Annotated in this window: 11 protein-coding genes; 6 read left to right on the top strand and 5 right to left on the bottom strand. The window is 47.7% G+C overall.

All coding sequences use genetic code 11. The annotated features are described in order from the left end of the window. Positions 1 to 95 precede the first annotated feature (95 nt). Entirely contained in the window at positions 96 to 1,469 is a 1,374-nt protein-coding gene (gene tolC / locus B3850_RS10430) for an outer membrane channel protein TolC (RefSeq protein ID WP_273268500.1), read from the bottom strand. A 221-nt stretch (positions 1,470 to 1,690) separates the two neighbouring features. Between tolC and B3850_RS10425 the strand changes: the two genes are divergently transcribed. From B3850_RS10425 to rraB, 6 genes are all read left to right on the top strand, one after another. After that, positions 1,691 to 2,308, top strand: coding sequence for an NUDIX domain-containing protein (locus tag B3850_RS10425; RefSeq protein WP_286871819.1), 618 nt, complete (start codon positions 1,691 to 1,693; stop codon positions 2,306 to 2,308). Between the two features lie 8 nt (positions 2,309 to 2,316). Further along, positions 2,317 to 2,784 (top strand): DUF1249 domain-containing protein, encoded by a 468-nt coding sequence (locus B3850_RS10420; protein WP_286871821.1) that lies wholly within the window; start codon positions 2,317 to 2,319, stop codon positions 2,782 to 2,784. Between the two features lie 65 nt (positions 2,785 to 2,849). After that, complete coding sequence (gene parE / locus B3850_RS10415; protein WP_286871823.1) at positions 2,850 to 4,742, top strand: DNA topoisomerase IV subunit B; 1,893 nt, start codon at positions 2,850 to 2,852, stop codon at positions 4,740 to 4,742. A gap of 24 nt (positions 4,743 to 4,766) precedes the next feature. Further along, on the top strand, positions 4,767 to 7,007 hold the full coding sequence (parC, locus tag B3850_RS10410) for a DNA topoisomerase IV subunit A (RefSeq protein ID WP_286911716.1): 2,241 nt from the start codon (positions 4,767 to 4,769) through the stop codon (positions 7,005 to 7,007). A gap of 15 nt (positions 7,008 to 7,022) precedes the next feature. Next, positions 7,023 to 7,748 carry a 1-acylglycerol-3-phosphate O-acyltransferase gene (locus tag B3850_RS10405; RefSeq protein ID WP_286872692.1) on the top strand — a complete coding sequence of 242 codons (726 nt, stop codon included), beginning with the start codon at positions 7,023 to 7,025 and terminating at the stop codon, positions 7,746 to 7,748. Beyond that, the gene (rraB, locus tag B3850_RS10400) at positions 7,745 to 8,128 is read left to right on the top strand and encodes a ribonuclease E inhibitor RraB (RefSeq protein WP_286872689.1); all 384 of its coding nucleotides are present in this window, start codon (positions 7,745 to 7,747) and stop codon (positions 8,126 to 8,128) included. The genes B3850_RS10405 and rraB overlap by 4 nt, the downstream gene beginning before the upstream one ends. A 21-nt stretch (positions 8,129 to 8,149) precedes the next feature. Here rraB and B3850_RS10395 read toward each other — a convergent pair whose 3' ends face one another. From B3850_RS10395 to pepA, 4 genes are all read right to left on the bottom strand, one after another. Next, a complete protein-coding gene (locus B3850_RS10395) occupies positions 8,150 to 8,587 on the bottom strand; it encodes a hemerythrin domain-containing protein (RefSeq protein WP_286872687.1) in 438 nt (145 codons plus the stop codon). A gap of 114 nt (positions 8,588 to 8,701) precedes the next feature. Further along, positions 8,702 to 11,551, bottom strand: a complete 2,850-nt coding sequence (locus tag B3850_RS10390; protein WP_286911715.1) for a valine--tRNA ligase — start codon at positions 11,549 to 11,551, stop codon at positions 8,702 to 8,704. Between the two features lie 7 nt (positions 11,552 to 11,558). Further along, on the bottom strand, positions 11,559 to 12,008 hold the full coding sequence (locus B3850_RS10385; protein ID WP_286875851.1) for a DNA polymerase III subunit chi: 450 nt from the start codon (positions 12,006 to 12,008) through the stop codon (positions 11,559 to 11,561). 1 nt (position 12,009) lies between these two features. Then, positions 12,010 to 13,515: a leucyl aminopeptidase gene (pepA, locus tag B3850_RS10380; protein ID WP_286875850.1), complete on the bottom strand. Its 1,506-nt coding sequence runs from the start codon at positions 13,513 to 13,515 to the stop codon at positions 12,010 to 12,012. Positions 13,516 to 13,612: the final 97 nt, after the last annotated feature.

Below are 13,612 nucleotides of genomic sequence, written 5' to 3'. Positions count from 1 at the left end.
GAACCGTTGTTGTTTATTAAATTGGAGCGGATAGTAACATAGAATTAAGGGAGGCAGGCACCACTAACGGGACGTGGTGCCTGTGGTCAGCGGAGTTAGTCTGCCGCAGTTCCTTCGACGTCTTCAGACAAACTGCTGTTAATTGCCAGTAGGTCGTTTTCCTGAAGCTGTCCTGCCGCTTGCTCTAAACGTAGCATTTGGCGAATATAGCCATAGCGAGCTTCTGATAAGTTACGCTTAGCGTTATACAAGTTTTGAGTGCTATTCAGTACGTCAACGATAGTACGGGTACCGACTTCAAAACCTGCCTCTGTTGCTTTTAAGGCACTTTCTGCTGAAACTACAGACTGCTGGAATGCGCTAATACTGGCAATTGACGCAGATACTTCGTAGTAAGCGTTACGCACTTCACGCTCGATTTGGCGACGTGTCTGAACCATTTGCTGGCTAGTTGCAACGTAGTTGTCACGCGCTTGAGAAACTTCAGCTGAGGTGCGGAAGCCTGAGAAAATAGGTACGCTGACGTTTAGACCAATTGAACGGCTATCAAGACGGCCCGTATCTGGGGATGGCTCACCTTGTATTGTTCTATCGGTATCATTGGCTGAATAGTTCGCTGATAATGACACAGTCGGGTAGTGACCCGCTTGCTGAAGCTTAATTTGCTGTTCAGCAATCTCAACCTGCACCATGCTCTCTAATAAGCTTAGATTACTATTTTCCGCTTTCTTTACCCATTTCATGACATCTTCCGGTGCAGGGTCACTGGGCGAAAAGGTTTCGGTGTCTAATGCGGCCAGCGTCTGTGGGTATTGCCCAGTGATTTCACGAATGCTTTCGTAAGCAATTTCTACGGCATTACGAGCCTGAATTTCACGGGCGACGGCGCTGTCATATTGTGCTTGTGCTTCGTGCACGTCAGTAATGGCGGTTAAACCAACAGAGAAACGTTGTTTGGTTTGCTCAAGCTGACGTTTAATGGCTTTTTTCTCGGCTTCAGCAAATGACAGGTCGTCTTTTGCCTGAAGTGCCTGGAAGTAAGCGTTTACAACACGCAGCATTAATTCCTGCTGAGCATTACTGTATGAAATCTCGGCTTGATAGGCTTGCTTTTCAGCAATGTCAGCGTTTTTCCAGACGCTCCAGTCAAAGATACTTTGGTTTAAAGTAACGCCTGCTTGCCAACCACTACTATCTATTGCAAATTTCTGGATTTGATTGTTAACAAACTGTGGCGAGTCACTCGTAGACTCACTATAACCAGCTTCACCGTTAACCTGTGGTAAGAACCCTGACTTGGCAATATCGACGCCTTTTTGGGTTGCATTACGTTCAGCCGCAGCTCTTAACAACGTAGGGTCGTTATCAACCGCTAAACGATAAATTTGAGCTAAATCTTCCGCATTTGACGTAAAAGAGACTGTAGTTAATGCAATTCCTACAGCCGCTGACAAGAGGTGCTTTTTCATGGTAGTCAGTGTCCCGTTACTTGACATGCAATAGTCTTAAAGTGATTGCGCGTTAGTTTACATACAGTATTGAATGATTACCAGTGTAATTGATTCACGCTGATAATTTAAGCAAAACATGGTTTCAGAATCTGCTCAAGTGTAACAGAATGTTTGCTGTATAGTAGATCAGAAAGCAGGCTTTACTCTCATATCAAAAAAAGTTGAAGTGAGAAGGTGAAATGGCGTCAAGATTGACTCGAAAAGATGTTGAACTCGATAAAAAACAGCCGCTTTATGAAGGCTTTTTGTCGGTTTATAAATACAAACTCAAACACCGTTTGTTTCAAGGCGGCTGGAGTCAGCCTATTGAGCGTGAATTGATGGAGCGTGGCCACGCTGTCGTGGTGATACCTTATGACCCTGTTCGCGACGAGTTAGTCGTGCTGGAACAATTTCGGGTAGGTGCATTAGACGACCCCAACGGGCCTTGGCTATTTGAATTTGTCGCAGGCATGTTTGACGCTGATGAAAGTGCTGAAGAGGTCGCAACAAGAGAATTAAAAGAAGAAGCAGGCCTGGAAGCCAAACAGTTGATTTACGCAACCAGCTACTACTCGAGCCCGGGCGGAACCGATGAGAAGCTGACAATTTATATTGCGGAAGTCGACACGAGTTTAGCGGCTGATTTTGGCGGTCTTCCTGAAGAAGATGAAGACATTAAAGTGCATGTATTACCGCGTAAAGATGCTATTGGTATGTTAGAGCGTGAGGAAATTAATAATGCCGCCAGTGTAATTGGGTTACAATGGTTGCTATTGCATCGAGATAATGTGTTTAGAAATAAGCTGAGTTTGTAAGGGGGGATATGCAGCAGCGTTACGTTGTCGACGTGGCAGAGTTACACAGGTTGAATGAGCTGAACTATGCCGCTTTGTTACCTTTTGTGCCGGATGAAGATGACTCGACTCAAGCTGAGGTCATTATTCAAGCCGGCGAAGGCTTGGTGTTTGTGGTAAAACGTGTCGACAGTTCGCGTTACACAACGGATATTTCGATCGAGCAACTAAAGCCCAGCTGGGCGGATTATTTGCGCGCCAAAATGACGGTGCGCCTATACCATGACGTGCGTATGGCGGAAGTCTTAAAAACGCAGGGTATTACAAAGCTAGAAGTGCATTATCGTCAGCCGAATAAAGACATGCGGCACCGCGATGAAAAGTACCAAGCAAATCAATTTTTGTCGGACTGGTTGCAACTGTGTCGTAAGCAAGGTCGAATCCAACCAGAGCTGAGCGAGTCAGTGCAGAAATTTATGCCTTACTACTTCAAATAGACGACGGTTAGCGGTAAATTGTCAGTCAACTTTGCGGAGCGAGCTACAACAAAAAACAGGGACTCATGACAGACTACAAATCCGATTCTATAGAGGTGCTCAATGGCCTGGAGCCGGTTCAGCGCCGTCCCGGTATGTATACCGACACCACGCGACCCAACCATTTAGGTCAGGAAGTTATCGATAACAGTGTGGATGAGGCACTTGCCGGTCACGCTAAAAGCTTAGTGGTTATTCTACACACCGACCAATCCTTAGAAGTCATGGATGACGGTCGTGGTATGCCCGTGGATATTCACCCTGAAGAAGGGGTTCCGGGTGTCGAGCTTATTATGAGCAAATTGCATGCGGGCGGTAAGTTCTCGAATAAAAATTACCAGTTTTCCGGTGGTCTGCATGGTGTTGGTATCTCTGTTGTTAACGCGCTGTCGAAGCGTGTTGAGCTCACCATTAAGCGAGATGGTCAGGTTTACGAAATGGCTTTCGAAAATGGCGATAAAGTCTCTGAGTTAGAAGTCACCGGCACTGTTGGGAAGCGCAATACCGGAACCAAAGTCCATTTTTGGCCAGACGCTCAGTATTTTGATTCCTCAAAGTTTTCTGTTACCAAGTTGAAGCACTTGCTCCGGGCGAAAGCGGTGCTGTGTCCCGGGTTAAGCATTACCTTCAAAAATAAGGTCGATGACACCGAAGAAACTTGGTTTTACGAGGATGGTCTGACCGATTACCTGATTGAAGCGGTAAAAGAGGTTCCTACTTTACCGGAAGACCCATTTAATGGCTCTTTTAGCTCGCAAACCGAAGGGGTTGAATGGGCGGTAACCTGGTTACCGGAAGGTGGTGAGGGCCTATCTGAGAGTTATGTGAACCTGATTCCAACGCCATTAGGTGGTACGCATGTTAACGGCTTGCGACAAGGCCTGTTAGAGGCTATGCGTGAGTTTTGTGAGTTCCGCAATCTACTACCGCGAGGTGTGAAGCTGACACCTGATGATGTGTGGGAACGCTGCTCCTATATTTTGTCGACTAAGATGCAAGATCCGCAGTTTGCCGGGCAAACTAAAGAACGACTGTCATCGAGACAATCTGCCAGCTTTGTTTCTGGCGTCGTCAAAGACGCATTCAGCTTATGGTTGAATGAGCACACCGAGCAAGCTGAATTATTGGCTGATGTTTGTATCAGTAACGCTCAGCGTCGTTTACGAGCAAGCAAAAAAGTTGTTCGTAAGAAAGTCACTCAGGGGCCTGCGTTACCGGGTAAGTTAACCGACTGCTCTAGTCAGGATCCATCCAATAGCGAATTGTTTTTGGTTGAGGGTGACTCGGCCGGTGGTTCAGCGAAACAGGCGCGCGATCGAGAGTTTCAGGCCGTCATGCCACTGCGCGGAAAAATTTTGAATACCTGGGAAGTGGATCCGGAGCAAATTCTGGGATCACAGGAAATCCATGATATATCCGTTGCTGTGGGGGTTGACCCGAATACAGTTGACCTCGACAAGCTTCGCTACGGTAAGATTTGTATTCTGGCCGATGCCGACTCCGATGGGCTTCATATAGCTACCCTGTTGTGTGCACTCTTTGTGAAGCACTTCCGACCGTTGGTTGAAAATGGTCATATTTTTGTTGCTATGCCGCCGCTTTATCGAATTGATGTGGGCAAAGAGGTGTTTTATGCCCTCGATGAAGACGAAAAACAGGGCATCTTAGACCGTATTGAAGCTGAGAAGAAAAAAGGCAAAATTAACGTTCAGCGTTTCAAAGGCTTGGGTGAAATGAACCCGCTGACGCTTCGTGAAACGACTATGGACCCGAATACACGTCGATTGGTGCAGCTGACAATAGATGATGCAGAAATGATGGAAGAGCTAATGGATATGTTGTTGGCTAAGAAGCGCGCGAGTGATCGCCGCACTTGGCTGGAGAGTAAAGGCAACATGGCCGATTTGGCTGAACTGTAGGCTGCTTAGTAAGGAGAAGTGAGAATGTCGACGGAGATTACCGAAACACGCCCCCTCAGCCGCTTTACTGAAGAGGCCTACTTAAATTATTCCATGTACGTCATTATGGACCGGGCATTGCCGCATATTGGCGATGGTTTGAAGCCGGTTCAGCGACGTATTGTTTATGCAATGTCGGAGCTGGGCTTATCGGCTTTAGCGAAGTATAAAAAATCCGCCCGTACAGTGGGTGATGTGCTGGGTAAGTTTCACCCTCATGGTGACAGCGCGTGTTATGAAGCTATGGTACTCATGGCGCAGCCATTCTCGTATCGACATCCGTTGGTGGATGGTCAGGGTAACTGGGGCTCTCCCGATGACCCTAAGTCGTTCGCGGCCATGCGTTATACCGAAGCACGACTGTCTAAGTTTAGTGAAGTTCTGCTGAGTGAATTAGGGCAGGGCACTGCTGACTGGATACCCAACTTTGATGGCACCATGAAGGAGCCCAAAGTGCTGCCTGCAAGGTTGCCTCATATCCTGTTGAACGGCGTGACGGGTATTGCAGTAGGTATGGCTACGGATATCCCACCGCACAATGCTCGCGAAGTAGCTAACGCTTGTGCCATGTTATTGGAAAAGCCAAGCAGCACGCTCGAAGACATTATGGACGTGTTAAAGGGGCCGGACTATCCGACCGACGCAGAAGTCATTACGCCTGCCGACGACATTAAGAAAATGTATGAAACAGGTCGCGGCAGTATAAAAATGCGTGCTTCTTATGAAGTTGATGACGGTGAAATCGTTGTTACTGCGTTACCCCACCAAGCCTCGGGCGCAAAAGTGTTAGAGCAAATTGCTCAACAAATGCAGGCGAAAAAATTACCGTTGGTATCTGACTTGCGAGATGAGTCTGACCACGAGAATCCAACTCGATTGGTTATTGTCCCTCGCTCAAATCGCGTTGATACCGAGCAGTTGATGAACCACTTATTCGCGACAACTGACTTAGAAAAACAGTATCGCGTTAATTTGAATATTCTGGGCCTGGACGGTCGTCCGCAAGTTAAGCCGCTGCTTGGACTTTTAAAAGAATGGCTGGAGTTTCGTCAGCAGACGGTTACTCGCCGCTTGCAATACCGTTTAGACAAGGTACTGGCACGTCTTCATATTTTAGAAGGCTTACTTATTGCGTATCTTAACCTTGATGAAGTCATCGAGATTATTCGCACAGAAGATAAGCCTAAAGAAGTCTTAATGTCGCGCTTTGAGCTGTCAGACAAACAGGCCGAAGCAATTCTCGAGTTGAAATTACGTCACTTGGCGAAGCTGGAAGAGCAGAAACTGAAAGGCGAACAGGACGAATTAAGCAAAGAGCGCGAGCAGCTTGAGAAAATTCTGGGCTCTGACCGGCGTTTGAAAACCTTGATTCGCAAAGAATTGCTCGCCGATGCTGAAACTTATGGTGACGAACGCCGCTCGCCATTGGTTGAACGTAACGAAGCAAAAGCATTGAGTGAGCGTGACTTAACGCCTGCAGAAGCCGTTACTGTCGTGCTCTCTAAAAAAGGCTGGGTGCGCAGCGCGAAAGGTCATGACATTGACGGTGAGAAGCTGAGTTATAAATCAGGTGACAGCTTCCTTGGGTCAGCCGAAGGGAAAAGCAACCAACCAGTTGTATTTATTGATAGCTCAGGCCGAAGCTTTTCGTGTGAAGCGCACTTGTTGCCATCGGCGAGAAGCCAGGGCGAGCCACTAACCGGGCGCTTCAGTCTGGTGTCAGGTGAAACGGTAGAGCATGTACTGATGGGGAAAGACGACAGCTGTGTCTTGTTGGCATCCGATGCGGGTTACGGTTTTGTCTGCCAGTTTAGTGATTTAGTCAGTCGTAACAAAAATGGCAAGGCGATTATTACCTTACCAACCGGTTCAAAAATACTCTCGCCCACAGCGGTGAACAGCATTGAAAATGACCGTGTTATCGCTGTATCAAATGAAGGTCGTATGCTGGTTTTCCCGGTAGCGGATTTACCGCAGCTCAGTAAAGGGAAAGGGAACAAAATTATTAATATCCCAGCGTTAAGAGCACAGTCGCGGGAAGAGTATGTAGTGGCCCTGGCGACAGCCGCACCGGACAAAGCAGTAACGCTAATGGCAGGAAAGCGCAAACTGACCTTGAAGCCGGCCGATCTTGAACACTACCTGGGCGAGCGAGGGCGCCGGGGTAACAAACTGCCTAGAGGTCTTCAGCGAGTCGACGATATTATCGTTGAAGATGAAGAGTAAAGGCGGGGAGTTGTCATGTTAGCGGTGCTGAGGTGGTTGTTTTTAGGTGGCTTCATTGTTGTGTTTGGTATCGTTGGCTGCCTGTTTTGCATTATTCGACCCTTTCACCGAAACAACACGTATCGGTTCGCCCACATTTTTGGGTGGGCGACTCGAGTGCTTGGGTTGAAAATTGAAGTAACTCGGCACCCCGATATTGAACACGGTGGCCCCTATGTTTTTGTCTGTAACCACCAGAACAGCTGGGAAATCTTCACTATCGCGGCGATGCTGCCAAAAAATACGGTCACTTTGGGTAAGAAAAGTCTGCGTTGGATACCGTTTTTTGGCTGGCTGTACTGGTTGGCCGGTAATATTTTGATTGACCGTAAAAATGCGGGCAAAGCACACGGTACAATTGCTCAGACTGCGAATGCGATAAACCAACGTGATATTTCCGTGTGGATGTTCCCTGAAGGTACGCGTAGTTATGGGCGTGGATTGCTGCCTTTTAAAAATGGTGCTTTTCATACGGCGTTTCGGGCTCAGGTGGATATTGTTCCCGTGTGCGTTTCAGAGCTACACGGTAAAATTAAGATGAACCGCTGGAATAACGGCGTTCTAAAAGTGGCATTTCTTGAGCCGATACGAATTGCCAATTATCAAAAAGAGAATTTGCGCGACTTAAGTCGTCACTGCCATGACATTATGGACAGTAAAATTAATCAGTTAAACGAACAAGTGAAGAAGGAAAGCGAATGAGTCAGCCTCTGAATGAGCTGCTTGAGCAAAGCGAGCAAACTATTAATGCGCTAATCAGTGATGGTGCTGAGCCTGACACGCTCTATGAAATTGAGCACCATCTTGCTGCGACAGACTTCACAAAGTTAGAGAAAGCTGCTGTGGAGCTGGTGAAGCTAGGTTATCATGTCGATGACGCTGACGAATTTGAAGACGAGCAGGGGAAACGCTGGTTCGCATTTATTGCTGCAACCGATGCTGAGCTAGATAACAATGTGCTAGCCCGTCAGGTGAGAGAAATAGCGGCTGTCGCTGACGAGTGTGACGTCGAGTATGACGGCTGGGGAACTATGCTGGATGATGATGAGCTCGACGAAGATTATGACGACGGAGAGGAATAATCCTCTCCGGCTATTAAGTTCTTAAAGACCTTTTTCTTTCATCATCTCCCGGTATTCTTTACCTAAAGACTGTTTTTCTGAGTCTCCTAATACCTTCCCCGCTTTCTGAAAGAACCCTTGCTCTTCGTCTTCCAGGTGATGCAGTACCTTATGTTTTAAGTTTTTAAAATGTTGCAGCCAAGCCGGAGACGACATGTCTGTTTGTTCTAAGGCTTCGATGAGTTCGTCAATTTCATGGTGCTCGGCAATGCCATGGCGCGACATCTCAATAGTTGCGTTATCTTCAATTAAAGGGTTATAGAAATAACGCTCTTCCGCTGCAGCATGTTGTTCCAATTGAGTTTTCAATTGCTGGTAGTACTGCTCGCGCTCTGGCTCGTTACCTGACGTGTTCAGTAAAAGGTCTAAAAGCTGACGTTGTTTATCATGGTCAACTCGTAACTCTTCAAAAATAGTCATGGCTCTCTCCCTTGTTATCGGTATAACCGTTGGTACGAGCTTATGACAAAATTAGATTAAGCGCATACAAAAACGCCCGACGTAATAGCCGGGCGTTTGATTATCGTCAACGTGTTAAAGTGCGCTAATTTTTTCCTGCTGCTCTTTCAGCTGGTTTAGCGTTGCCTCAGCTTCAGCAAGCTTTTCACGCTCTTTTGCTATAACAGCTTCAGGCGCTTTATTAACGAAGTTTTCGTTGCTGAGTTTACCATTAAGGCGCTGCCATTCTTTCTCAGCCTTTTCAATAGCCTTCTGCAAGCGCTGTAGCTCAGCGTCCTTGTCAATTAAGCCGGCCATTGGAATGTGCAACTTCAAGCTATCAACCAAGGCCGTCATGCTGGCAGGTGCGTCATCATCGCTATCAATAAACTCAATAGATTCCAGCTTGGCCAGACTACTCAGGAAGCTTTCGTTATTCTCTATACGTCCCTTCGCCATAGCGTCGGCGTTCGATAACAATAACGGCAATGGTTTATTTGGCGATAAGTCCATTTCACCACGAATATTACGGATAGCCAGAATAACACGCTTTAACCATTCCATATCCAGCATGGCTTGCTCATTAACCGAGCTTTGTACCTGCGGGAACGGTTGCAGCATAATAGTATCGCCTTCAACGCTCGCTAGTGGCTTGACCCTTTGCCAAATGGTTTCAGTGATGTATGGCATAATTGGATGAAGCAAACGCAGAAGCTGTTCCAAAATGCTGACCAAAGTATGGCGGGTACCGCGTTGCTGAACCTCTGTGCCGTTCTGCAGAACCGGTTTGGTGAGCTCTAAGTACCAGTCGCAGAACTGGTTCCAGGTAAACTCATAAGCAATGGCTGCGGCCTGGTCAAAACGGTAACTCTCAAGCGCTTGTCGGAATTCTTTCACCGTACTGTTAAAGCGCGCGATAATCCATTCGTCAGCCAGTGATAATGTCATTTCATCGCCGCTTTGACCGCAGTCGTGCTCTTCAGTATTCATAAGCACAAAGCGGCTGGCATTCCATAGTTTGTTGCAGAAGTTACGATAACCTTCCAGGCGCTTCATGTCCCAGTTGATATCACGACCGGTTGACGCTAAAGCGGTTAACGTGAAGCGTAGTGCATCGGTGCCATGCGCTGTAATGCCGTCCGGGAATTCCGCACGAGTACGCTTTTCAATCTTCTCGCGCATTTTCGGCTGCATCATATTAGCGGTGCGTTTGGCGACTAATTCGTCAGCGCTAATGCCGTCAATCATGTCCAGAGGATCCAGCACGTTCCCCTTGGACTTAGACATTTTTTGACCTTCTTCGTCGCGAATAAGACCCGTGACATACACCTTTTTGAAAGGCACTTGAGGTTTACCCTCATCGTCTTTCATGAAGTGCATGGTCATCATTATCATGCGGGCAACCCAGAAGAAAATAATGTCAAAACCAGTCACCAACACATCGGTAGGGTGGAAAGTTTTTAAGTCATCGGTGTTCTTCGGCCAGCCCAGCGTAGAGAATGTCCAAAGTGCTGACGAGAACCAGGTGTCTAAAACATCCTCGTCCCGCTGAAGGGCTGTGTCACCTAAGTTATACTTTTCACGGACTTCTTCTTCGGTACGGCCTACATAAACATTGCCGCTTTCGTCATACCAAGCCGGTATGCGATGTCCCCACCAAAGTTGACGAGAGATACACCAGTCCTGAATGTCGCGCATCCAGCTGAAGTACATATTCTCATATTGCTTGGGAACGAACTCGATGCGGCCGTCTTCTACCGCTTCGGTCGCCTGTTTCGCCAACGGCTCAACACGAACATACCATTGGTCAGTCAGATGAGGCTCAATAGGCACACCACCACGGTCACCATAAGGGACTTTGTTGGTATGTTTTTCAATTTTTTCCAATAACCCCAGCTCGTCAAACTCAGCAATCAGTTGTTTGCGGGCTTCAAAACGCTCTTTGCCTGCGTATTGGCTCGGTAATGTTCCGTCAAATCCGTCAAGTTCACTCAGTGCTTCGCCAGTGCTGGTGTATAACCCGGCCTTTTCCATAACGTGAGCAGTGTCATCGAAAATCGATATCATGCCGGTTTGGTGGCGCTTGCCAATTTCATAGTCGTTAAAGTCGTGAGCTGGCGTAACTTTTACGCAGCCAGTACCAAACTCGCTGTCAACATGGTGGTCGGCGACGATAGGAATACGACGGTTCACAATAGGCAAGTTAATGTATTTACCGACTAAGTGTCCAAAGCGCTCGTCGTCTGGGTGAACAGCCACGCAGACATCACCCAGCATGGTTTCCGGTCGCGTCGTCGCAACAACTAAATGGTCTTTGCCGTCTTCGGTTTTCTCACCGTCAGCAAGTGGGTAGCGTAAGTACCAAATAGAGCCCTGTTGTTCTTTGTTTTCGACTTCCAGGTCTGAAATGGCGGTTTGCAATGCCGGATCCCAGTTGACCAGTCGTTTGCCGCGATAAATTAAGTTTTCTTCATGTAGCTTCACAAACACTTCGCGAACGGCGTCGGACAGGCCTTCGTCCATGGTAAAACGCTCGCGATCCCAGTCTACAGAATCGCCTAAACGACGCATTTGCTGAGTAATAGTACCGCCGGACTGATGTTTCCATTCCCAAATTTTATCAATGAAGGCTTCTCGACCTAGCTCTTGCCGTGTTTGATTTTGGGCCGCCAGTTGGCGCTCCACCACCATTTGTGTAGCAATGCCCGCATGGTCTGAGCCGACCTGCCACAAGGTGTTTTTACCATCCATACGCTGATAACGAATAAGCGTATCCATAATGGTGTGTTGAAAAGCGTGGCCCATATGCAGACTGCCGGTCACATTGGGCGGCGGGATCATAATGGAGTAAGAGTCACCTTGGCCGCTAGGCTTGAAGTACCCTTTTTCTTCCCATTGTTGGTAAAGGTTTTGCTCTATATCTGCAGGGGAATATGTTTTATCCATAATGACCTTACTTCTGTTCGGATATCAGGGGTACGGTGTGCATTTGGCAACCGCGAGCCCGGTAATGTTTGTAACGTTCTCTGGCAACTGCTTTGCCGTCATCTGACACTGGCACAATGTCGTACAGTTGCTGACTCTGTTGCGCCTGTACGGGTACTTCATTGGCTAAATTGAATAGCGCATAACCCGGTCTACTTGAGCCTGGCTCCGTTTGTGGCCAACCAATTTCAACCGGAGCACCGGTAGAGGCGCCTTCGCCGACTAAGTTGTGCGGAATGAAAGCATCAGCAGGACGCTGCCATAGCAGTTCATCCAGAGCTTCCGCCTGGGCTTGATTTTGAGCCCAGACACGCAATCGCTTATGTTTTCTGTACAGTTCAGCGATCTTATCGCAAATTAACGCATTTTGCTCATCCTCTGATGCCTCCGGCATCAGAAAAAACGTAGCTGAGGGCATATTATTCGGTAGCCTCGCTCGAGCAACGGTTAATTAAAAACTGAGTCAATAAAGGCACCGGGCGTCCCGTTGAACCTTTTTCTTTACCACCTTGCCAAGCTGTGCCGGCAATATCCATGTGAGCCCAGTTGTACTTTTTGGTGAAGCGCGACAGGAAGCAAGCCGCAGTGATAGTGCCAGCTTCACGGCCACCTATGTTCGCCATGTCCGCAAAGGGACTGTCCAACATCGGTTGGTACTCGTCCCATAATGGCATGCGCCAGGCTTTATCGCCGCTTTGCTGGGCGGCGTTTAACACTTCGTGTGCCAGTGGATTGTGTTGACTGAGTACCGCAGACGCGTGACTGCCCAGAGCGATAACGCAGGCGCCTGTGAGTGTTGCTAAGTCGATAACAGAGTCTGGCTCAAAACGTTCAACGTAAGTCAGTGTATCGCACAACACCAGTCGGCCTTCCGCGTCAGTATTGAGGACTTCTACGGTTTGCCCGCTCATGGTCGTAAGAATATCGCCGGGGCGATAGGCTTTGCCGTCCGGCATATTCTCACATCCAGCGACCGCACCAATCACGTTAATAGGCAGTTGCAGTTCGGCCAAAGCTTGCATAGCACCCAATACGCCGGCTGCACCGCCCATATCGTATTTCATTTCATCCATATTAGCGGACGGCTTTATTGATATACCACCGGAGTCGAATGTCAGGCCTTTACCGACAAGAACAACGGGGGCTTGATCGTCAGGGGCACCTTTATAATGCATTAAAGTCAGTACTGACTCATGTTCAGAGCCTCGACCAACGGCTAAATAGGCATTCATACCGAGCTTTTCCATTTCGGCTTCTTCAACCGTCGTGACGCTTAGGTTATCGTAGCCTTCTGCCATTTTTGCAGCCTGCTCGGCCAGGTAACGAGGTGTACAAATGTTCGGTGGCATATTTGCCACATTTCGGCATACATCCATTCCCGCTGATACTGCCAGCCCATGTTGAACCGCTTGTTCACCCAAAGTAAGTTCTTTGCGGCTCGGAACGTTGAAGATTAACTTGCGAAGCGGGCGGCGGGGCTCTTCTTTCTTACTTTTGAGCTCGTTAAAGTTATATAGCGTTGCCCGGGCAGCCTCAACTGCTTGTCTAACTTTCCAGTAGGTATCACGACCTTTTACGTGTAGCTCGCTTAGAAAGCATACCGCTTCCATCGAGCCGGTTTCATTTAACGTGTTAATAGTACGCGCAATAATTTGGCGGTACTGTCGCTCGTCAAGTTCACGCTCTTTACCGCAACCAACCAGTAATACCCGTTCAGCTAAAATGTTTGGAACATGATGCAATAAAAGAACTTGTCCAGACTTACCTTCTAAATCACCACGGCGCAATAAATTGCTTAAATAGCCATCACTGACTTTGTCCAGCTGTTCAGCCACACCAGATAATCGGCGGGGTTCAAAGACACCTACGACAATACACGCAGAACGTTGTTTTTCCGGATTACCACTTTTGACGCTGAACTCCATGACAGTGCTCCTGTTTCAGGTGGCTTTAATGCCTGCTATAGTTTAGCTCTTAAGACATTTTGTTGTTAAAATAACAAGTTTACTTAAAAATCGCAGC

Origin of the sequence: Idiomarina sp. UBA4520, assembly GCF_002388365.1 — a bacterium.
In the GTDB taxonomy this organism is placed as follows: domain Bacteria; phylum Pseudomonadota; class Gammaproteobacteria; order Enterobacterales; family Alteromonadaceae; genus Idiomarina; species Idiomarina zobellii.
Note: the sequence above shows the minus strand (reverse complement) of the source record. Positions and strands in the feature narration are given on the sequence as shown.